At 50.0% G+C, this 21334-nt stretch carries 22 protein-coding genes and 1 tRNA gene; 9 read left to right on the plus strand and 14 right to left on the minus strand.

The window, feature by feature from the left end:
• Positions 1 to 77: 77 nt before the first annotated feature.
• Complete coding sequence (locus ACQY36_RS03015) at positions 78 to 1730, minus strand: phosphoethanolamine transferase (protein ID WP_428077642.1); 1653 nt, start codon at positions 1728 to 1730, stop codon at positions 78 to 80.
• Positions 1731 to 1856: 126 nt separating this feature from the next.
• On the opposite strand from ACQY36_RS03015, the gene ACQY36_RS03020 reads away from it, so the two are divergent.
• The gene (locus ACQY36_RS03020; RefSeq protein ID WP_428077644.1) at positions 1857 to 2123 is read left to right on the plus strand and encodes a hypothetical protein; all 267 of its coding nucleotides are present in this window, start codon (positions 1857 to 1859) and stop codon (positions 2121 to 2123) included.
• A 59-nt stretch (positions 2124 to 2182) separates the two neighbouring features.
• Here ACQY36_RS03020 and ACQY36_RS03025 read toward each other — a convergent pair whose 3' ends face one another.
• Complete coding sequence (locus ACQY36_RS03025) at positions 2183 to 2941, minus strand: hypothetical protein (protein ID WP_428070875.1); 759 nt, start codon at positions 2939 to 2941, stop codon at positions 2183 to 2185.
• Positions 2942 to 3121: 180 nt separating this feature from the next.
• On the opposite strand from ACQY36_RS03025, the gene ACQY36_RS03030 reads away from it, so the two are divergent.
• The 8 genes from ACQY36_RS03030 to ACQY36_RS03065 all read left to right on the plus strand — a co-directional run bounded on the left by ACQY36_RS03030 (position 3122) and on the right by ACQY36_RS03065 (position 11516).
• Positions 3122 to 3211: transfer RNA gene (locus tag ACQY36_RS03030), tRNA-Ser, on the plus strand.
• Between the two features lie 120 nt (positions 3212 to 3331).
• Positions 3332 to 4852 (plus strand): type I restriction-modification system subunit M, encoded by a 1521-nt coding sequence (locus tag ACQY36_RS03035; protein ID WP_428077646.1) that lies wholly within the window; start codon positions 3332 to 3334, stop codon positions 4850 to 4852.
• Between the two features lie 362 nt (positions 4853 to 5214).
• Positions 5215 to 5349: a hypothetical protein gene (locus ACQY36_RS03040; protein ID WP_428077648.1), complete on the plus strand. Its 135-nt coding sequence runs from the start codon at positions 5215 to 5217 to the stop codon at positions 5347 to 5349.
• A gap of 136 nt (positions 5350 to 5485) precedes the next feature.
• Positions 5486 to 5794, plus strand: coding sequence for an HNH endonuclease signature motif containing protein (locus ACQY36_RS03045; RefSeq protein ID WP_428077650.1), 309 nt, complete (start codon positions 5486 to 5488; stop codon positions 5792 to 5794).
• 48 nt (positions 5795 to 5842) lie between these two features.
• Positions 5843 to 7111: a restriction endonuclease subunit S gene (locus ACQY36_RS03050; RefSeq protein ID WP_428077652.1), complete on the plus strand. Its 1269-nt coding sequence runs from the start codon at positions 5843 to 5845 to the stop codon at positions 7109 to 7111.
• A 3-nt stretch (positions 7112 to 7114) separates the two neighbouring features.
• Complete coding sequence (locus ACQY36_RS03055) at positions 7115 to 7543, plus strand: hypothetical protein (RefSeq protein WP_428077654.1); 429 nt, start codon at positions 7115 to 7117, stop codon at positions 7541 to 7543.
• A 30-nt stretch (positions 7544 to 7573) separates the two neighbouring features.
• Positions 7574 to 8431 carry a hypothetical protein gene (locus tag ACQY36_RS03060; RefSeq protein WP_428077656.1) on the plus strand — a complete coding sequence of 286 codons (858 nt, stop codon included), beginning with the start codon at positions 7574 to 7576 and terminating at the stop codon, positions 8429 to 8431.
• Positions 8432 to 8441: 10 nt separating this feature from the next.
• Entirely contained in the window at positions 8442 to 11516 is a 3075-nt protein-coding gene (locus ACQY36_RS03065; RefSeq protein WP_428077678.1) for a type I restriction endonuclease subunit R, read from the plus strand.
• A 171-nt stretch (positions 11517 to 11687) separates the two neighbouring features.
• Here the strand turns inward: ACQY36_RS03065 and ACQY36_RS03070 are convergent, their stop codons facing one another.
• From ACQY36_RS03070 to ACQY36_RS03125, 12 genes are all read right to left on the minus strand, one after another.
• Positions 11688 to 12986 (minus strand): cytochrome c biogenesis protein, encoded by a 1299-nt coding sequence (locus ACQY36_RS03070; RefSeq protein ID WP_428077658.1) that lies wholly within the window; start codon positions 12984 to 12986, stop codon positions 11688 to 11690.
• 11 nt (positions 12987 to 12997) lie between these two features.
• The gene (locus tag ACQY36_RS03075) at positions 12998 to 13483 is read right to left on the minus strand and encodes a hypothetical protein (RefSeq protein ID WP_428055222.1); all 486 of its coding nucleotides are present in this window, start codon (positions 13481 to 13483) and stop codon (positions 12998 to 13000) included.
• Positions 13480 to 13980 carry an RNA polymerase sigma factor gene (locus tag ACQY36_RS03080; protein WP_428077660.1) on the minus strand — a complete coding sequence of 167 codons (501 nt, stop codon included), beginning with the start codon at positions 13978 to 13980 and terminating at the stop codon, positions 13480 to 13482. The genes ACQY36_RS03075 and ACQY36_RS03080 overlap by 4 nt, the downstream gene beginning before the upstream one ends.
• Before the next feature lie 103 nt (positions 13981 to 14083).
• Entirely contained in the window at positions 14084 to 14710 is a 627-nt protein-coding gene (locus ACQY36_RS03085; protein WP_428077662.1) for a flavodoxin, read from the minus strand.
• Between the two features lie 13 nt (positions 14711 to 14723).
• Complete coding sequence (locus ACQY36_RS03090) at positions 14724 to 15323, minus strand: flavodoxin (protein ID WP_428077664.1); 600 nt, start codon at positions 15321 to 15323, stop codon at positions 14724 to 14726.
• Entirely contained in the window at positions 15320 to 15946 is a 627-nt protein-coding gene (locus tag ACQY36_RS03095; protein WP_428077666.1) for a flavodoxin family protein, read from the minus strand. Before ACQY36_RS03095 ends, ACQY36_RS03090 begins: the two co-directional genes overlap by 4 nt.
• Positions 15943 to 17703 (minus strand): 1-deoxy-D-xylulose-5-phosphate synthase, encoded by a 1761-nt coding sequence (locus tag ACQY36_RS03100; RefSeq protein ID WP_428077667.1) that lies wholly within the window; start codon positions 17701 to 17703, stop codon positions 15943 to 15945. Before ACQY36_RS03100 ends, ACQY36_RS03095 begins: the two co-directional genes overlap by 4 nt.
• A gap of 20 nt (positions 17704 to 17723) precedes the next feature.
• Entirely contained in the window at positions 17724 to 18131 is a 408-nt protein-coding gene (locus ACQY36_RS03105; RefSeq protein ID WP_428055496.1) for a cupin domain-containing protein, read from the minus strand.
• A 173-nt stretch (positions 18132 to 18304) separates the two neighbouring features.
• A complete protein-coding gene (locus ACQY36_RS03110; RefSeq protein WP_428077669.1) occupies positions 18305 to 19036 on the minus strand; it encodes a carboxymuconolactone decarboxylase family protein in 732 nt (243 codons plus the stop codon).
• A 17-nt stretch (positions 19037 to 19053) separates the two neighbouring features.
• Positions 19054 to 20145: an MBL fold metallo-hydrolase gene (locus ACQY36_RS03115; protein ID WP_428077670.1), complete on the minus strand. Its 1092-nt coding sequence runs from the start codon at positions 20143 to 20145 to the stop codon at positions 19054 to 19056.
• A 190-nt stretch (positions 20146 to 20335) separates the two neighbouring features.
• On the minus strand, positions 20336 to 20875 hold the full coding sequence (locus ACQY36_RS03120) for a flavodoxin family protein (RefSeq protein ID WP_428055237.1): 540 nt from the start codon (positions 20873 to 20875) through the stop codon (positions 20336 to 20338).
• 10 nt (positions 20876 to 20885) lie between these two features.
• Positions 20886 to 21263 carry a MerR family transcriptional regulator gene (locus ACQY36_RS03125; protein WP_428055239.1) on the minus strand — a complete coding sequence of 126 codons (378 nt, stop codon included), beginning with the start codon at positions 21261 to 21263 and terminating at the stop codon, positions 20886 to 20888.
• Positions 21264 to 21334: the final 71 nt, after the last annotated feature.

The following is a 21334-nucleotide window of genomic DNA, read 5'->3' on the forward strand; positions in this document are numbered from 1 at the left end:
GTATCTCTTTAACCGCTTTTGGCAAGCGGTGATAAAGGGTTAAAAAACCCGGCTTATGGGGCCGGGTTTTTAGCGTGTTAGGATTTGCGGGGCAGCGGCGTGGTGCGGCAGCCTTCAAAAAAGTCCATCTTTTTGTCGTACCATTTGCTGTCCACTTCCATCAGAGACAGCAGCGAGTGCGACAAATTGTCGTGCGAAAAGTTCCCCTCGGCGGCCTTTTTCTTCAGGCAGTCGTAGTCTATATGGTCGGATTTTTTCATCACTTCGCTCATCCAGAGAACCATTGGCACGGAGGTCTGTTCTTTGGGGGCGATGGAATACGGAAGCCCGTGCAGGTAGACGCCGTTTTCACCCAGCGATTCCCCGTGGTCGGACACGTACAGCAGGCCGCTTTCGTAGTGGGGGAATTTCTTTAAAATATCAATGACGGACGAAACGATATGGTCGGTGTACAGAATCGTATTATCGTACGTATTGATGATTTGCTCCTGCGTGCAGGTTTGGATTTCTTCCGTATCGCAGGTGGGGGTGAATTTTTTAAACTCCGGCGGATAGCGGCGGTAATACGTCGGCCCGTGGCTGCCGATGGTGTGCAGGACGATAAACGCATGCTCGCCCTGGATATTGGCCAGATATTCTTCCAGTCCGTCCAGCAGGATTTCGTCCCGGCAGTAGGTGCCGTCGCAGAAGCGTTGGTCTTTCAGGTCCATTTCCACGTTGGGCACGCGCTGGCAGACGCCTTTACAGCCGTTGTCGTTCTCTTTCCAGAAGATTTCGTAGCCCGTCTGCTGCAGCAGGTCCAGCAGGTTTTCGGTATATTTCGCGTCCGTGGGGCTGAAATCGCCGCGCGGCGTGAAGGAGAAGATGGACGGTACGGAAAATGCCGTAGCCGTACCGGCGGACTCAACGTGCGGAAAGTTTACGATATCCTGTGTTTTAAGCTTCGGGTTGGTTTCGCGCGCATAACCGTTGAGGGAAAAATTCATCGCGCGCGCCGTTTCGCCCAGCACCAGGATGAACACCGTTTTTTCTTCGTCCGGGTACGGCACGTGTTCGGCGGCTTCGTCCAGCTTGGTAAACGGGCGTTTTTTCTGGTGTTCAATTTGGAAGTAGCGCACCGTGGCGTAGATATAATTAAGCGGACTGACCAGGCGGCGCACCTGATTGTTGTTGCGGCCGAAAGAAGCGTATTCTTTATAGACGAACGGCAGGAAAATCAGCAGGCACAGCAGCAACAGCCCGCAGCGTTTCAAGCGGCCCAAGGTTTCTTTCCAAAACGGTTTAAACACAATTTTAATCCGCGCCAGCATCACGGCGGGCACGATGCCCAGCGCCGTAAGCCACAAGACGGAGCGCAGGGTGATTAAATCCTTTACTTCGCCGGGGTGGGTTTCAAACGTGTTGCGGATCATATCCGCGTCAATAAACACGCCGAACTGATACATCAGGTAGTTGACTCCGGCGGAGATAATCAGCAGCAGTATAAGGAGCGGTTTGCCAATATAAGGCAGCAGCAACAGGCTGAAGGACAGGTACAACAGCGTAAATATGAGCACGGGTACGGAAAGCATAAATAACCCGCCGATTAGGCCGGACGGTTCCGCGTGCGTGAACACAAAGCGCCAAAAGCTGATGTTTAAAAACAGCAGAAAATAGGCGGATAAGGCGGCCACCAGGCGGGTGGCGGGCACTTCGGGCTTTTTGAACAGCAAGCTCATTAACTTTTTCATGCGGGGTGGTTCCTTGTATAAAAATCCTACTTTAATATTTTACTAATGTTATCTATACGGTGTATAACGTTTTCTAACCTCTTTATCCGTCTAGGCAAAGGGCGTCCATTATGCCATAATATATATATGGAAGAGAAAGATATTGTCCGGGCCGAAGAAATTATTGAGCCCGAAATTTTAGACGAAAACGGCAACCCGGTGGAAGATGAATCCCGGCCGAAAGATTCCGCCCGCCCGCAAGGGGATACGGGGGGGATTATCGGCGGGGTGTTTGTGCTGGCGTTTGGGTTTATCGTTACGCTTTTGGTGGCCGCGTTCAGTATTTTTATTATCCTGCCGCTGATGCTTTTGGGCCGGATTTTAGGCCTTCAGGTCCGTACGTTTAGGCGGTAAATATTTTTATGCGTAAAAAGCCCCGGTTTTTTGACCGGGGCTTTCTATTGTGCGGTGAATTAGAAATAGAGTATTTTAAAACCCAGCATCAGTTCCCAATCCTGGGAGTATTTGTTGCCGGCCAAGTGCCAGCCTCCGCGGATATAGGCCGACGTACCGACGTTAATCATCGTTCCCAGTTCAAATTCTCCAATCAGCTCCGCTTCGGACTTATTTTTATAGTCTACGGTATAGCGCGGGTCAAACTCAAACCACCACTTGTCTGCGGACATATAACCGAAAATCATCCGGTAACGGCTTTCGTGGATATCGTCCCGCCCGGAACTTCCGGCATAGGAAAAAATGTGGCGGTATTCTGTTTCAATAAAGAAATGGGGGCTGAGTTTCCACACCAAAAAAACTTCCGGCTCGGCTACGGCTTTTCCGTCGCCCAGTTCCCGGCCGGTGGCGGTGGGGAAGGTCATTTCCGCGCCTACTCCATACGAAAATACGGCGTCGGGGGAGTATTCCGTAAAAAAACCGGAGAGCATAATGTCGCCCAATCCTTTTTGGGAAAAATCTTTTTTGGAATAGCGTGAGAGCGGAATTTCCGCGCCGAATTTCCAGTTGTCGTTGAGTTTGAAGGACGGCTTGATTTCTACGGTGGCGACGGTTTCGTTGCGGCTGTCGTCCTTGGCTTTAAAGCGCGGTTTAATTTCCAGCGATGTAACGTTTTCAGTCGGGATAACCCCGCGGATATAGACCGTTTCCTGCAGCTGCGCGGCGGCGGGAACGGCCAGCACGGCAAACAGCAGAAAGCTGAAAGCTTTTTTAAACATACGATACTCCGTTAATGGGATTGTGCGGCGCGATGGAACGGGCAGCAGAAATATTTTAGCAAAAAACCCAAGGGGCTTCAATTCAGGCGGAGCTTTACCTTCGGCGGAAGATGGGTATTTAAAAATCTTTTATTAATTTGCTATAATAATCAAGTACTTCTTACACCGCACACCGATTTTGGAGAGGTGGCCGAGCGGTTTAAGGCACAGTCCTGGAAAGACTGCATACGGGAAACCGTATCGAGAGTTCGAATCTCTCCCTCTCCGCCATTTATAAAGCTCCCGAAAGGGAGCTTTTTCTATTCCTTCGTAATTTATCAGACGGGATTTGCAAGCTGTTTGCTTATTTAATATAGTAAAAAATATCTATACTATACAGGATTTCCCTTTATGAATAACACTACCAAGCAAAAACTTTGGAAAACAGCGGATCAGTTGCGTTCCAATATGGATGCTGCCGAATACAAACACGTCGTACTCGGTTTAATCTTTTTGAAATATATTTCGGATTCTTTTTCAGCCCTGCGCGAAAAAATGCAGCAGGAAGATTATTACGCCCAAAACCCGCAGTATATAGATGGGGATATTCGGGATTACTGTAAAGCAAATCATGTTTTTTGGGTGCCGGAAAACGCCCGCTGGGAGTTTCTGCGCAACAATGCCCCGCAGGCCAACATCGGCAAATTAATAGACGAAGCCATGCAGTCTATTGAGCAGGAAAACCCCAAGCTCAAAAATATTTTAAACAAAAACTATGCACGCCTAAATTTGCCCGCGGGCCGCTTGGCGGAGTTGATTAATACGATTTCTTCCATCGGCTTTGAAAACGGCCAGACCGCGCCGGACGCGCTGGGCGAAGTGTACGAGTATTTCTTAGGTATGTTTGCCGATGCGGAAGGCAAGCGCGGCGGACAGTTTTACACGGCGGCTTCTGTGGTTAAAACCATGGTGGCGGTAATGGCCCCTACGGAAAACCATACGGTGTATGACCCTTGCTGTGGCTCGGGCGGTATGTTCGTGCAGAGTGAACGCTTTGTCAATATTCATCAGGGCGTGAGCAATTTATCTATTTACGGGCAGGAGAGCAACCCGACCACTTGGCGTTTGGCGGCCATGAACCTGGCTATCCGCGGGATTGAGTTTGATTTGGGCAAAGAGCCTGCCGATACCTTTCATAATGACCAGCATCCGCATTTGCGCGCGGATTATATTTTGGCCAATCCGCCGTTTAACGTGTCCGACTGGGGCGGCGAAAAACTGACGAAAGACGCCCGCTGGCGGTATGGTATTCCGCCTGCCGGAAACGCCAACTTTGCTTGGGTACAACATATGCTGAGCCACCTGGTCCCTACGGGCGTAATGGGTACGGTGCTGGCTAACGGCTCCATGAGTTCCCAAACGGGCGGCGAGGGGGAAATCCGCAAAAACTTAATAGAGGCGGATTTAGTGGAATGTATGGTAGCCCTGCCGGGGCAGTTATTTTTTAATACGCAAATCCCCGTATGCCTGTGGTTTTTACGTAAGCAGAAAAAACGCGCCGGAGAAGTGCTGTTTATAGACGCGCGGAACTTGGGCTTTATGGCGGATCGCACGCGGCGCGAATTTACGGACGGGGATATCGCGCAAATAGCCGATACCTACCACGCCTGGCGCGCGGACGACTTTGCCCCTAAAGATAAAGACTACGCGGACATAAAGGGCTTTTGCAAGTCCGCCAAGCTGGCCGAAATCCGCACGAATGACTATGTCCTCACGCCGGGCCGCTATGTGGGCGTAGCGGAAACGCAAGAAGATGACGAAGCCTTTTCCGCCAAAATGGCGCGCCTTACGGCGGAGCTGACCGCGCAAATGGAAGAAAGTGCGAAACTGGATACGAAAATCAAAGAGAATTTGGAAAAGATTGAGCAATAAAAGAAAATTGGCGGAATTTGTGGGCAGGATGGATGGTGTTGACAAACAAAAAGAAAATTTGTATAATATAAAAAAGGAGGGTAAAAATGGCCCTATTGGAAGATTTCGAATCATACACCAAAACACGCTCGTATAACGACCGAATCTCAATTTCGGCCACTGGAGGAATATCGTTTAATTCTACAGTATGCGCGCGGCTAGACATTTGTGCATATCAATATGCCACTTTTTTTTATAATAAGACCCAAAACCTAATTGGGATTAGATTTAGTAACACAGAAACAGATAACGCGTATCATCTTAATCCGCGGCCTAACACCGATGGGAAACTGGCATTATATTTATCTATTAAAGGATTTGTAATGCAATATAAGATAGTTCCTTCTGGCAAAGTTAAAAAGTATGAAGTTTTTGCCAGTGAAAAAAATGGGGAAGATTTGGAAGTCGTTTTAAAACCAATTATACAGGAGGACAATATAGAAGAACAAATCGCATAGTAAAACTAAAAGAACATAAAAAAGGAAGCGTTTTATATAAACGCTCCCTTACGGCAAAAATGTGCCGTACATGTATTTGCAGATATCATTGTACTACATTTTTGCCATAAAATAAAACCATAAGGAGAATTATTTTATGGAAATTAATAAAGAAACGGCCCTGAAAATTTGGATTGGGCGTTTTGGAAATGTCGAATGGGCAAAAGATAGAGCGGGTGCATGGATTAACCGTGAGCATTATGGAATAACAAAAGAACTTGGCTATGGCTGGGAGGTTGATCACATTCAACCAGTATCCAAAGGTGGTAGTGATAATTTCAGTAATCTTAGGCCTTTGCAATGGGAAAATAATCGTTCCAAAGCAGATAACTATCCAAGTTGGGAATCATCTGTAACCGCTGATCATGACCATAATATTTACAAAAAAAGCAACATTGCCTTTTAGTAAATAATTTTGTAGAGCCCAAGCATATCTTGGGCTCTTTATATTAATATGCATTTTAAACTTTCTGACATTTTAACACTTGTTGGCGGTGGCACACCTAAAACTTCAAATCCGCAGTTTTGGGGCGGGGATATTCCATGGCTTTCTGTTGTAGATTTTAATAATGACAATCGTTATGTACACACTACGGAAAAAACAATTACGGAAGATGGAGTACAAAATAGTTCCACTAAAATTTTACCCCAAGGCGCACTTATTCTGTCTGCACGTGGAACGGTTGGCGCGTTAGCACAACTTGCCAAACCAATGGCTTTTAATCAGTCCTGCTATGGTATAGTAGCGAAAGAATGTACCACAAACGATTTTCTATATTACTTGTTAAAAAATATTGTTCACGACTTACAAGCTAAAGGGCATGGCTCCGTATTTAATACTATTACTAGAGACACTTTTGACACAATAGAAATAGAATTACCGCCTTTAGATGAGCAGAAACGGATAGCGGAGTTTTTAGGGGCGTTTGACGATAAAATAGAATTACTGCAAAAGCAGAATAAAACGCTGGAAGAAATGGCAAAGGCCACTTTTAAAAGCTGGTTTGTGGATTTTGATGTCGTCAAAGCCAAACAACGCGGCGACGCCAAGGCCGACATTATGCAGGAGTATCACTTAACTGAGCAGTTATACGATTTATTCCCGTCCTCGTTTACAGATTCCGCTCTTGGCCCCATTCCCCTCGGCTGGGAGGTGGGACAAGTTGCGCAACTAGGAGAAGTTATTTGCGGAAAAACTCCCTCAACATCTCATAAAGAATATTATGGGGGAGATATTCCCTTTATTACAATACCAGATATGCACAATGCTATATTTGCCAGCCATACAGAAAGGTATTTAAGCCAAGAGGGAGCAAATTCTCAACAAACCAAGTATTTACCTCCTTATTCTACATGTGTAAGTTGTATTGCAACTCCAGGTTTGGTCGTGTTGACTGAGAAAATCTCTCAAACCAACCAACAGATAAATAGTGTCATACCTACCGATTTGAACACAAAATTTTATAATTATTATATTTTACGCTCTGTAGCGGAACAGATTAAAGTTCAAGGCAGTGGCGGCTCTGTATTTGGTAATTTAAACAAGACCTCTTTTTCGAAGCTCAATATTTTATGGCCTTCCGTACAAGCCCAAATATATTTTAGCCAAAAAGTAGAAAATATATTTGAAAAAATTTTAATAAATACAAAACAAATTCAAACATTAACGGAGCTTCGCGATTCCCTCTTACCTCGTCTCATCTCCGGCAAAATAAGGGTGTAAATCATGGCAATTATATTAAATCTTGAAGAACGAAAACTTCTGTTAAAAGCCGAATTGATGGCCCCATTTATACATAGTGGTCTTAAAAAACTAGGGTTTACAGATAATGACATTGAATTGGCCGACAAATATTTAGGTTTACAGGTTACTTATGAACTCGTAGCAGAGTTAATAAAATTATGGAGATTTCATAATCCAACAACTTTTTACTATAGGCAGGACATTATTTCTGTGTTAAGAATTGCTTGTCATGTTTTGCCGCATAAAAATATTACTGAAAAAATAGAGGAAGCTCTAGGGCATTATAGCCTTTATAAATGGCAAGATGTTTTACAAGAAATATCAAAAGAAGGGTATACTGAAGTCTCCGATGACCTTATAAAATGTCTTGTAAAACTGACCCAAGGTAACGTCAATTTTGATGAGGACTAACGAATTAGTTTTCTATAAGGAATATAAAAGATGAGTAGAAGAAACATTTTTGAATTGTTAACTGAAAAATATGATGTTGTAAAGGAAATGAATAAGATTAGAAGAATCTTTAACAAGTTGCGCTTTTCTACAATTCAATTTTCTAGTGAGAAATTAACGCTTGAAGAACTCTTTGATTTTTATGCTTTGCCCTCTTGGAAACAAAGAGGTACTGTTTTTAGCTATAAAGAAATTAAGGCCAAATTGCATCTACCACAATCTTTTTCTGCACTCAAAATAGAAGAAATACTGCTAACTCTGGAATATTATATCAATGTGTTATTTGCAGTAAACGCAAAATGCTTTAATATTAAAAATCCTCTGGCATTGCCTTCTTATGAGTGCCGTATGTTAGTTTCCAATATAGATATTTTGTTAGAGCATTTGAATTATAAACCTTTAGAATTTCCTAAAGAAGAACTAGTTATTTTAGTACCAAAAAATCCAGCGGCTACTGCGGTAGCAGAAATATCCTCTGAAGAAATAGCTTTTGCTATTCTTAAGTATAATCATGCCTCTTTAAAAGGACAGTTAGAGGAAAAAAGAAAATTATTAGTTTCTATTGCCAATGAGTACGAACCTTTGTTAGAAAAACCTGTAGAAGGTTTTAAAGACTACTTCGCAAAAACCACAGGGTTGCTTAATAATTTAAATATTCGGCATAACAACAAAGCCGGAAAAAATAAAAATGAAATAGTGGCAAAAATGTCGCCGGAAGAATTAGAATCTTGGTATGATGAATTATATCAACTCCTTTTATTCTGTGTATTATGCAAAGACAATTATGAGCGTAAAGGAAAAGTCAGCGAACTATTAAAAAATTTAAAAACAGAATTAAAGGCAAAATAATATGTCTCTCATTAACGAAGCCACTTTAGAAAACTATTGTTTGGAGTATTTCCGCAGTATCGGCTACCAAACGGCCTATGGGCCGGATATTTTGCCGGACGGCTCTATCCCTTTGCGTGAAGATGTCCGCCAGCCGTTTTTGCCGCAGGCGGTGCGGGACGCCCTCGCGCACCTAAATCCAACGCTTCCGCCTTCCGTGCTGGACGAGGCCTATACCCTGCTTACCCAACCGTCCGAGCCGTCCCTTATCGCCCGTAACGAAACCATTTATCATTATCTCACGGACGGAATCAAAGTAAATTACAAAAACGCCGCCGGTGAAGACACCGCCGCTTTGGTGCAGATTATAGATTTTGCCCATCCCGAAAATAACGATTTTTTAGCCGTCAATCAATTTGCTTTGCAAGGCCGCGTCAACCTGCGCCGGCCGGACATCGTCGTCTTTATAAACGGTCTGCCGCTCTCGGTTATTGAACTAAAAAATCCCGCCAACGAAAAAACCGACACCACCGCCGCTTATAACCAAATCCAAACCTATAAAACGGATATCCCGGATTTGTTTGATTACAATTTGGCCTGCATTATCTCGGACGGCATTGTGGCGCGGGTGGGTTCCGTGTCCGCGTCGGAAGAGCGCTATATGCCGTGGCGCAGTATCCACGGGGAAAAGCGGGACAATGCCACAGAAACCGAGGCCGAAGTATTGGTAAAAGGCTTTTTTGATAAATCCCAGCTGTTGGATTATCTCAAATATTTTGTGGTTTTTGAAAAAGACGCCGGAAAAACCATTAAGAAAATAGCGGGGTATCATCAATTTTTTGCCGGACGCAAGACGGTAGAGCGTGTTTTGCACGCGCTGCAGACAAACAGCCGCCAAGGCGGCGTGATTTGGCATACCACCGGCTCGGGCAAGAGTTTATCCATGGTCTGCGTAGCGCATAAAATCATGAAAACGCCCGCTATGCAAAACCCCACTATCGTCCTTATTACCGACCGAAACGATTTGGACACCCAGCTTTTTGGCACTTTTTCCCGCTGTGCGCCGGAGCTGTCCCCCGTTGCGGCAAACAGCCGGGAAGAATTGCAAGCCCTGCTGAAAAATAAACCCAGCGGCGGCGTAATTTTTACCACTATGCAAAAATTCCTGCCGGCCCGCGGGGAAGATACTTTCCCGGTGCTGTCCGAACGGCACAATATCGTGGTGATTTCCGACGAAGCCCACCGCACCCAATACGGTTTCAGTGCGGATTTCCGCGGCGGCAGATTAAAATACGGCTATGCCAAATACCTGCGGGACGCACTGCCAAACGCCTGTTTTTTAGGCTTTACGGGTACGCCCGTATCGGAAAGCGACCGGGATACGCAAGCCGTATTCGGCCCATATGTGGACGTATACGATATGCAGGACGCCATCCGCGACGGCGCCACCGTGCCGATATTCTACGAAGCGCGGCATATTCAACTCAACACGCGCGATGCGCTCCTTCGGCATTTTGACGAAGAAGTAAATAAACTGTCGGCGGATATGTCCGACGTGGAAAAAGCGCAAGTGCGTTGGATGACGGTAGAAAAATTAGCCGGACTACCGGAACGCTTAAAAGTGTTGGCGGGGGATATCATCAGCCATTTTGAAAAACGTTTACAGCTGGCGGATGGCAAGGGCATGATTGTTTGTATGAGCCGGGATATTGCCGTGCGGTTGTACGAAGAAATTATCAAAATCAGGCCCCAGTGGCACAGCGCAGACCCGCACGCCGGAGTTGTTAAAGTAATTATGACGGGTTCCGCGTCTGACCCGCAGAACTATCAGCCGCATTTATATAACGACATTGTCCAAAAAGAAATAGAAAACCGCATGAAAGACCCGCAAGACCCTTTAAAACTGGTTATTGTGTGCGATATGTGGCTGACCGGGTTTGACGTGCCCTGCCTGCATACCATGTATATTGATAAACCTATCCGCGCGCACAACTTGATACAGGCCATCAGCCGCGTAAACCGCGTATTTAAAGGCAAAAATGCCGGGTTAGTGGTGGATTACATAGGTATTGCACGCAGTTTGGAAGAAGCGGTGCGGGACTATACCCACGGCGGCGGAAAGGGCGATGTGGCGGCGGATATCCGGCGCGCCTATGAACAGCTGCAAGCCTATATGGACGTGTGCCGACAGTTTTTAAAAGGGTTTGATTATACGGAGTTTAAGACTAATGCTTACGAATTAATCCCCGGAGCGTGGGATCACGTTTTGGCACACGCTCCTAATAAAGAAACGGCACAGAATGATTTTTCGGATAATGTACTGGCGGCCCAAAAGGCTTATGGCCTGTGCCAAAGTTTGCCGGAAGCCGCCGCTTTGACGGAAGAACTGGCGTTTTTCTCTCTCATTCGCACGGCTATGAATAAAAGGCCGGGGGATGACAAACCAAATAGAAAACAGCTGTCTGAATTAATAGGGGCTTTGGTCGCTCAAGCGGTGGCTACGGATAAACCAATTGATATTTTTACGCAAGTAGGGTTAGAGCGGCCCAATTTGTCGTTGGTAGATGAAAAATTTTTAGATAAAATCCGCCAGATGAAACAAAAAGACCTGGCGGCGGAATTACTGCGCCGGTTAGTGGAGGGGGAAATCCACAGCAGGTTCCGCTTAAATCTGCCGCAGTTTAAGAAGTTTTCCGAAAAATTAAAAGAAACCGTTAATAAATACAACAACGGCGCATTGGAAACCTATCAGGTTATTGAAGCGTTGATTGATTTGGCCAAACAAACCAATGCCGCCGCCCGCCAAGGGGAAGAATTGGGGCTTTCCGAAAAGGAGCTGGCCTTTTATAATGCGCTTGAAGAAAATGAGGCCTCTGTGCGGGAGCTGGGAGATAAGACGCTCAAGCTGATTGCGCAGGAGCTCACCAATTATCTGCGCGGCTCTGTGAAAGTGGACTGGAGCAAACGCGAAAGTGTAAAAGCGGGTATTCTATTGCAAGTAAAACGTATTTTGCGCAAGTACAACTATCCGCCGGATCAGCAGCCGGCCGCTATTGAGCGCGTATTAGAGCAGGCGGAACTTATTAGCGATGAATTGGTAAAGTGACGTTAAGTTTATCTCAAGAATAGGTCATATACACACGAGTTATGCGTTCATCTTCCCTGCTTAGCAGGGAAAAGGTGTAAAAAGAGCATTGGACTAGGGGAATTCATAAGAAATTAAAACCCCGCTCCGGAATTGCCGGGGCGGGGTTTTTGTATATCAACCGCAGCCTGTTTAAAACATCGTTGCCAGCAGTAAAATCAGCAGTCCTAAAAATACACAGCACAGCAGGAATTTGGAAAGCCCCAAGTGTTTTTTAAGCCAGTTGTTAAATGCGGCCGATTCTTTGCCGCACAGCGTCAGAATAAACACCAGCACCAGCGGCGCCACAAACATCAGATTGTAGAGCAGGAGGTACTCCGTCGCTTTCCAGAAATACCGGTCCGCTTCTTTTAAAATTACGATGATGGTGGGTAAATATACCTGCCCGGTGCACACCGCTTCCACGCCCGAGACCACAAACCCCACAATAAACGCCGCCAGCATCAGCCGCCACATGGCGCTGTGTTTGTCTTTTAAGAAGAAGCGCATTACTTTATGGATGTATTCTTTATAGCTTTTGGGCAGCTGTAACAACATTTTTTCGGATTTTTTCGTGCGCTGGTAGACGATGAAATCATATGTGCACAGCACCAAAAACAGCGCACACAGCCCGACGGTGCCCCACTGTACGGCCAGCGTAATGTAGCGGAAGCCTTTCATGGCGTAGAGCAGATGGAACGCCCCCAGCCCCATCAGCACGTAAGCCAAAAATACGGCGGTGCAGTACGCACTGCCTACAATGATGATTTCTTTTTTATTGTATTTATACGCCGCTAAAAACGATACAAAGAACACAATCACGGCAAACGCGCACGGGTTGATTCCGTCCGCCAGGCCCGCGCCGATAATCGCCCATACCGTAATTTGGCTGAACAGGGACTGGTGGGCCGATAAAGCGGAATCCTGTTCCTCCTCTTCGGCGGGCGCCGCTTCCCGTTCGGCGGCCGGGGTTTGCTCAGCGGCCGGGGCGGCCGTCGGTTCGGTTACCGTATCCGGGGTCTGAACGGCCGCGGGAGCGGGTTTTTCTTCTTCGGATGTAAGGCCGGGAACGCGCGTTTTTTCTTTATTGGCCGCGGCTTTGCGCACGGCTTCGTCCGCTCCGGAAACGATTTGGTTCGGGTAGCCCTGCAAAACGGTTTCGCCCACAATCAGCATCGGAATGCCGGCGGAGTTTAGCTGATAGGCTTCCAGCGTCTGCGAAAAGAGCACGTTATTGGCGCCTTCGGTCAAATCGTATTCGGTCAGGTGTACGGTGCCTTTGTGTTTGGCGCGGAACTGCTCCGGGAAGCCGTCCTGCTTTAAATGGCGGCAGTGCGGGCAGTAGGGGGAGCTGAATAAGACAGCTTCTACCGGGGCCGCCCACGCGGCGCAGGAAATGCCGGCAAACAACACGGCGGCTAACAGCGGTTTAAAAATACGGCTTAATTTCATAGTGTTAACTCCTAGCATTGGTTCCGGCAGGAAGCCGGATCCTGAATTGAATCGGTTGAATTATTTTCCCACAGTTTCCAGGGGTCCTGCGGGGAAAAATCGTGTTCGGCTGCGGTGCACGTTTTACGGCTGACGCGGGTGACGGGGTGTTCGTCGCAGATAGTCAGCGTTTTGGTGCAGGAGCAGGTGGCTCCGTCGCATTCCAGTTCGGCCGAAAGCAGGTAACGGCTTGTCGCATTTTTACACTGCGCCCCGGCGAAGGAATCCGCCGCTTCCGGCGCGGCGGCCGGGCAGTGCAGGTAGGCGCTCCAGCGCAGGCCGACGAGTCCGCCCGCCGCCAGCAGCAGCGCGGCGCACGCACCCCAGGCCAACGGTTTTTTCCAGTGAAAAACGGTCTTTTTCTCTTGCAGGCGCGCCCACACGCGGCGCTGGGCGCGGCCGTTTGGGTCAAAATCAGCTTTTTCGGCTTTGGTCAGCCAGTCTTTCTCGGGGGTCATACGTTCTCCATAAAGCGGCGCATTTTTTGTACGGCTCGGTGAATGACCGTGCCGACGTTGCTCTCGCTCAGCCGCGTAACCGCCGCAATTTGGCGGTTGTTCAGGCCGGAATAGAATTTAAGCGATACCAAGTCCCGCTCTTTGCCGCTCAGCCGGGCGAGCGCGCGCAGCAAATCCGCGCGGAAATTGGCTTCTTCCAGCTGTTCAAGCGGCGTTTGGCGGGAAGTTTCGGGCACGTCGTCTTCCGTTTCCGCCAGCGAAAACACGTTTTTCACCCAGTACGTCCGCCAGTGCATATTGGTTTCGTTGCGGGCGATGGTAAAGAGCCACTGGGCAAATTCGCCTTTTTCTTCATTAAAAGAGTTCAGGTGCTCGTAGCATTTTTTCCAGGTGCAGGCGCACAAGTCTTCCGCCAGGGCGGCATTGCGCACGCGCGAAAAAATATAAGCGTACACGCGTTTAAAATAAGTATTGTAGAGCTCTTCAAATGACGTCATTCTATTTATATTATGCTCCGGCGCGGAAAGTATCACATATTATTGTAGCTTTTATGGAGGGCAAAAAAATCCCCGGCGCATTGAAACCGCCGGGGAAAGCGTATTAGTTTAAGGCGTTCAGCCACGCGGTGATTTTATTGTCCACGGCGCTGTTGTATTCGTCGCCCAGGTTGTTAAACGAGGCTCCGGTTACTATGCGGGCGTTTCGGGCGTTTTTCTCAAAATCTTCAAAAAACGCGCCGTAATTACTGCCCTGGGTGGAGAACGGAACCACCTTTTTCCCCTTAAAGTCCGTCTGCTGTAAAAAAGCCAGCATCGGGGTGGCCGCCGTGTACCACCAGACGGGTGCGCCCACGAAAATAACGTCATAGCCGTCCAGCTCCGGCGCGGGGCCGGCCAGGCGCGGGTATTGCCCGGTTTTAAGCTGTTTTTTTACCTTGGCGTAGAACGCCGGGCTGGCTTTAAGCGGTTCCTCCGTTTCCAGGCGGTAAACGTCGGCCCCGGTCCGTTGTTGGATACGCCGGGCGATGTCCTGCGTGTGCCCCGTCATGGAATAGTAAATCACCAGCGTTTTGCCCAGGTTGGCCGTATAGGGCACGGGCGCACCCTGGAAGGAGGCCATTTCTTTTTGGTTGCGGTGGGCCACTTTTACCAAGTGAATCCCGCCGATTGCCCCGCCGATGACGGCTGCCGCCGCCAACACAAATAAGACGTATTTAAGCATCATCATTCCTTATGGTACTTTATTTCAGCACGCGCTGAATCCAGTTTTTAAGTTCCTGCTCCGGCGCGCCCGAAGAACGGCCCGGAAAGGTAATGCCCGGAGCCACAGATACGCCGGCGAGCTGTTTTTTCATATCGCTTTCGCAGTTTTGCATGCCGCCGCCCCCGTTGGTAAAAAACGGCGCGACGGTTTTTCCGCCAAAGTTATATTGCGCGATAAACGAACGCACCGCCGGGGCGTACGTGCCCCACCAATCCGGCGAGCCGATAAATACCACGTCGTACGCGGCCCAGTTTTCCGCTTTGTTTTTCAGTTCCGGCCTATATCCCTCCGCCAGTTCTTTTTTGGCGATTTCCGTCATTTCCGAATAGGAAGCTGGATATTCTTTAACCGTTTGAATTTCAAACAAATCTCCGCCCGTTAAGCGTTGGATTTGCTGCGCGACGGCTTTGGTGTTGCCGGAGCGCGAGTAGTACGCCACCAGCACTTTTTTGCCTGCCGGCGCCTGGACGTCCGCCTGTTTGGCGGCGCCGTCCGCCGTGCCGCCCGCATTACTGCCGCAGGCGGCCGCGGATAAAAACATCATTCCCGAAAATAAAATGCCCATACTTTTTTTCATTTTGCTTCCTCCCGTATAAAGTTGGTAAATACCGGCGTTTCCCGCTGCGGGTAAGAAACGCCGCCATAATGAATTTTTTTCAGCAGCCAGGCCATATTGCGCCCCAGGGTGCGCATGGTCTGCAGGCCTTCCGCGTCCCGCGCGGCTTCGCCGGGTTCCCGCCCGTGCACGCTGTTCCAGTATTGCGACGAAACCACGGGCATATTGTTGATGGTGAAGTACTTGTTTAGGCGGTCAAACGCCGCGCTGGCGCCGCCCCGGCGGCACACGGCCACGGATGCGGCCGGCTTATAGGAAAGTTTTTTCCCGCCGGAAAAAAACAGGCGGTCCAGCAGCGCGCACAGCGAGCCGTTGGGGCCGGCATAATATACCGGAGAACCCACAATCAGGCCGTCCGCTTCGTCCAGTTTGGCGTACAGGGTATTGTAGGGCTCGTCCGAAAAAATACAGCGGCCCGTTTGGGCGCACTTGCGGCAGGCTATACAGCCGCGTACGGCGTTTGTGCCGATGGAAACAATTTCCGTTTCCACGCCTTCCGCCTGCAGCGCTTTGGCGGCTTCGGACAGGGCGGTAAAGGTGTTTCCTTTTACGTGCGGACTGCCGTTAATAAGCAATACTTTCATTTTGCCTCCTTTAAACAAGCCGCCGCGTCCTGCGCGATTTGTTCTTTGGTCAGATGGAACTGGCGGTACAGTTCGTCCAGCGGTACGCGGTCCGTAAACTCTTTTTTCGCGCCGAAGTTGAGCACCTTCATATCGGAGCCGCCGTAGAACGAGGCGATTTTCTCGCCGAAGCCGCCGTTGACGACGCCGTCTTCCAGCGTGATGACGAGCCGGTGGTCCTTTTTCAGGCTTTCCAGCAGTGCTTCGTCCAGGCCCGAGAGGTAGCGCAGATTAATCAGCGTGGCGTCAATCCCCAGCGCGCGTTTGAGTTCTTCTTTTACCTGTCTGCCCAGGTGAAAGAAATTGCCCGCGCCGATAATGGCCACTTCGCCGCCTTTGGACACGACTTCGTAGCGGTTCAGCTCGGAATAGTCCTGCGGCACCGGGCGGTCCGATTCCGCCAGCGGGCCAAACGGCACGCGGATGGCTACGGGGTATTTTTGCTGTTCTACCGACCAGTCCAGCATGGCGAGGTATTCCTGTTTGGACGTGGGCGCGAGATAGACGATATTGGGAATGTTGCCGATGAGCGAAATATCAAAGCATTCCAGGTGCGTCGCGTCCGCTCCCGAAATGGAACCCCAGTAAACCAGCAGGGTGGCGGGACTGTTGTTTAACGCCAAATCCTGCGACAGCTGGTCATACGTGCGCTGGACGAACGAACTTAAAACGGCCAGCACGGGTTTGGCCCCGCCTTTGGCCAGGGCGGAAGCCGCCGCCACGGCGTGTTCTTCGGCGATGCCCACGTCCGCAAAGCCTTTGCCGAGCTTTTCGCGCACCTGCGGCGTGAGGCCGCACGCGCCGGGCGTAGCCGGATTTAACACGATAAAAGCCGGGTCCTTGGCGCGTTTTTGAAGCATATAGTCCACGGTAACGGAATCGTACGTAGGCGCGGCCGGCGCGGCGGTTTTGTTATCCAGCGTGCCGGGCAAAATCCAGTGGAAGGCTTCTTTGTTGGCTTCGGCCTGCGCAACGCCTTTGCCTTTTAACGTATGCAGGTGCACGACGGTGGGGCGCGGCGCGTCTTTTACCCGTTTAAAGGCTTCTACCAGCGCGGAGATATCGTTGCCGTTTTCCACGTATACATAATCAAAGCCGAGCGTTTTGAAATAGTTGTTTTCCGCCTGGCCGCGCGTTTGACGCAGGAGCGCCAGGTTGCCGTACAGGCCGCCGTGGTTGGGGGCGATGGACATTTCGTTATCGTTTACCACGATGATAATGTTGCTTTTTAAGGCGGCGGCGTTATCCAGCCCTTCAAACGCTTCCCCGCCGATTAAAGAGCCGTCGCCGATGACGGCGATGACGTTGTGCTTTTCGCCTTTTAAGTCGCGCGCCATGGCGAGCCCCACGGCCAGGCTGGGCGCGGTGGACGTATGGCCGACCGTAAACGCGTCGTGCGCGCTTTCCTGCGGGTTCGTGTAGCCGGAAATTTCGCGGTATTTGGCCGGGTCGGTAAAATACTGTTTGCGGCCCGTAAGCATTTTGTGCGTATAGCATTGGTGGGACACGTCAAACACGAATTTGTCCGCCGGAGAGTTAAACACATAGTGCATGGCTACGGTCGGCTCAATAAACCCCAGGTTCGGGCCGAAATGGCCGCCCGTGGCGTTTATTTTGCGGATTAACACTTCGCGGATTTCCGCAGACAGCGTTTCCAGTTCAGATACGGACAGTTTTTTCAAATCGTCGGGTTGGTTTACTTGCTCTAATACTTTCATTCTTATCCATTCCTTGTAATTTATTTATATTCCTGGTCGGTTACCGGGTCCAGCCAGTCGGTGGAACCGTTTTGGTGCGCGTTGGTTTCCAGCGATATGTGCACAAACCAGCTGTCCGGCGCGGCCCCGTGCCAATGAATCACGCCGGGCGCGATGCGCACCACGTCGCCTTTTTTAAGCGTGCGGATTTCTTTGCCTTTTTCCTGGTAGCGGCCTTCGCCGTTTAAAACCAGCAAAATCTGGCCGCCGTCGTGTTTGTGCCAATGGGTGCGCGCGCCCGGCTCAAAGGTTACGTTGCCTATGGGGGCATTCCATACATTGTCTTTAAGGCTCAGCATCGTCAAATACGTGGTGCCCGTGAAGAATTTGCTGTAGGGGTTTACTTCGCCCTGCGCAAAAATGGTGTCAATCGGTGATTTTTCCGTCATAGTTTTTTCCTCTTTTAATTTTCCCTGCGCGAGCCCCGCAGCCAGTAACAGCGCGGCGGCCAGGCAGACAAGCGTGAATTTGTGTGATTTCATTTGTTTTTTCCTTATGTAGAAAGTATATAGCCTGGAGTTGGCTCCAAGTCAAGGGATTTTTATTTTCCCGTCGGGAATATTTATTTTTTATTCCGCGTTTGTAATACTTTTTCCAGCATTTCCAGTCCGTTTGCCGCGGTTTTGCGGCCCAGCTGCGTTTTGATAACGGCCATTATCCCCGCGATTTCTTCCGGCGTTACGCCCGTATTAAGCGCCATGCCGATATGCGCTTCTAACTGAGGGTTGACGTCGCCCAGGGCGGCCAGCGCGGCCACGGTGGCGGTTTCCCGGTCCCGGTAGGACAGCACGCCGCGCGCGAAAATATCCGCAAACAAATGTTCTTTTAAAAACGTATCCGTGGCCGGAATAAACGAGTCCGGATGGCTCGGAAGCGGCGCCGCCACCAATACTTCCAGGTTCCGTTTGCCGAGTTCATATCTGTCCGTCCCGGCGGGAATGGACTGCGGTTCGGGGCCGGTCAAATCGCCCGCGCCGCGCACGCGGCGTTCGTTTACCACTTTTTCCAGCACGGAAGCCGCGTTTAAACAGCGCGGGAAACCCGTGTAAGCGTAGAGCTGTAAAACGATTTCTTTGAGTTCGTTTACCGTAAGCCCGCTGTCCAGCGCGCGCTCAAAAGCGGTTTCCAATTTGCTCAGCCGGCCCGCTGCGCTTAAAGCGGCTGCGGCCGCGATGCTTTGCTGTTTGGGGGAAAGGGCTTTTTGCGCTTCTTTCCAGTCGTAGGCGTGGAGGGAGGCGGTTCCCAGTATCCCCGCCGCCACAACCCCCGTAAGGTGTTTTTTCGTAATGTTCATATGGCTTCTCTTTCTGCTTAATTCAAATTTTCCCACCAGCGGCGGGTAAGTGTTTTGCCGGGTTCAAACCGCTCGCCCATCACCGGCGCGCTGACGCGGACGTTGTTTTCATCCGCCAGCCGCTGTACGGCGCGGATGGATTCATCCCAGCGGTGCAGCCCCAAATTAAATAGGCCCCAATGCGCGGGGATTAACTGTTTGGCGTTTACGTCCTGGACTGCGCGAACGGCTTGCGCGGGAAACAGATGCATACCGGGCCAGCCCGGGTTCCAGGCGTCAATTTCCACGAGGGCTGCGTCAAACGGGCCGTGCCAGCGGCCGATTTCTTTAAACAGCCGTTCGTTGTAACCCGTATCTCCGCTGACGTAGATTTTACGTCCGCCCGCTTCCAGCGTGTATCCGTTCCACAGGGTTTTGTTTTTGTCCGTGCCGCGCCGGCTGGAATAATGTTCCGCGCGCTGGGCCGTTATGGTCAGGCCGTTGTGCGTAAACGTATCGTTCCACCCCAGTTCATGGATATGCTGCGCTTTTACGCCCCAGCTTTTAAGCGCGGCTCCCACGCCCAGCGGCACGACAAATGCCGCGCCCCGTTTGGCCAGGGCCCGCACGGAGGCGCGTTCCAGATGGTCGTAGTGGTTGTGCGTAATAAGCACGATATCCGCTGGGGGGAAATCCTCGCGGGTAATCGGCGCCTGCCCGTAGCGTTTAAACAAGCCCGACAGCGGGGCGGCGTTGCCCAGCACCGGGTCCAGGATGATGCACCGGGCCCCGATTTCCAAAATAAACGACGAATGCCCCAGCCAGTAAACCGCCAGTTCGCCGGGCGTTTGCGGGAAAGAATTTTTGTCCAGCTTTTTCTGCGGAAGCGGCGTGTCGGGCGCATACTTTTTAACGGAGAAAAACGAGAAAGTGCTTCCGCCCGTCATTTTTTCCGGGTGGACGCTTACGTCGTTTTCCGCCGTAAACCGGCCGTTTTTAAAATAGGCCAGGCGTTCAAACTGTTTTAATTGTTCCGCGTCCGGCGCGGCGCCGGCCTGGCATAAAAAATACCCGGCGGCTCCGGCCGCCGCCAGCGCGAGAAGTAAAAGAGAAATAAGAATCATTTTCATGCGTCCCCCTGTTTTTTGGTGTGCTGTCGGGCACCTAAAAAGTATACAGTCTGGAGTTTGCTCCAAGTCAAGGAAAAATTTTATTTATCGTCTTAAAATTATTTTGTTTTGGCGGACGCAAGGCGCGAAAAAACAAAAAATCCCGGCGCGGGAACGTGTCCGCGCCGGGGGAGGAGGGGAAGAAAACGCGCTAGCAGTTTTTGCCCGCCCGGTAGGCTTCTTCAAACGCCGGGGTGTTTTTGACTTCGCCTTTTTGCCACGCGCCCGTGCCGTAAATGACGCCCTTTTCTTTCGCGCCGTCCAGGCAGTCTTCGGTGAATCCGCGCAGGGCTTCCAAGGTGCGGGTCATATTCTTTTTGCTGGTGTCCGCCGCGGCGAGGATGAAGTAGAAATCCTTGCCGGAAATTTCGGTGTAGCGGGGGACGGTGCGGTCAATAAACGTTTTAAGCTGGCCGTCCATGGAATAAAAATACACGGGCGTGGCCAGGGCGATAACGTCCGCCTTTACCATCTTGTCCAGCAGGGCGGCCATATCGTCTTTTTGCACGCAGGCGTGCGTGGTGTTGCATACGCCGCACCCCAGGCAGTAATTGATTTTATGCGCCGGCAGGAACACTTTTTCCGCCGTGTGCCCGGCTTCCCGCGCGCCTTTTAAAAACTGGTCGCACAGCAAATCGGAATTGCCGCCCTTTCTGGGGCTGGCCGAAATAATCAGTACGTTTTTAGACATTTGGTTTTCCTTATTTTAAAAGTTTTTTCTCACACGCCACGATTTTATCGTCGTAAACGGCTATTTTGTGGTCCAGGCGGTCCAGCGTTTTTTGCATTTCCGCTATGCGCTGGGCCAGGCGGTCCCGCTCCGCCACCAGCAGGTTTTTGCGCTTTTGCAGGGTGCGGTTGCCCTGCCCGTATAAGCGGATGTATTCCGTCAGCATTTCAATGGAAAGTCCCGCCGAGCGCATACATTTAATAAATTCCACCCAGCCGCAGTCCGCTTCCGTATAATCGCGTATGCCGCTTTCTTTGCGGTTGACGGGCGGGATGAGCCCCGCTTTTTCGTAGTAGCGCAGCGTGTCAACGGGCAGGCCGTATTTTTCGCTTACTTCTGAAATAGTCATATATTCTTCTCCCGGGAAAATAGTACTGCTTACATTGTAATACCTGGAGCGGGCTCCAAGTCAAGCTTTTT

This window comes from Candidatus Avelusimicrobium alvi (assembly GCF_958451995.1).
In the GTDB taxonomy this organism is placed as follows: Bacteria; Elusimicrobiota; Elusimicrobia; order Elusimicrobiales; family Elusimicrobiaceae; genus Avelusimicrobium; species Avelusimicrobium alvi.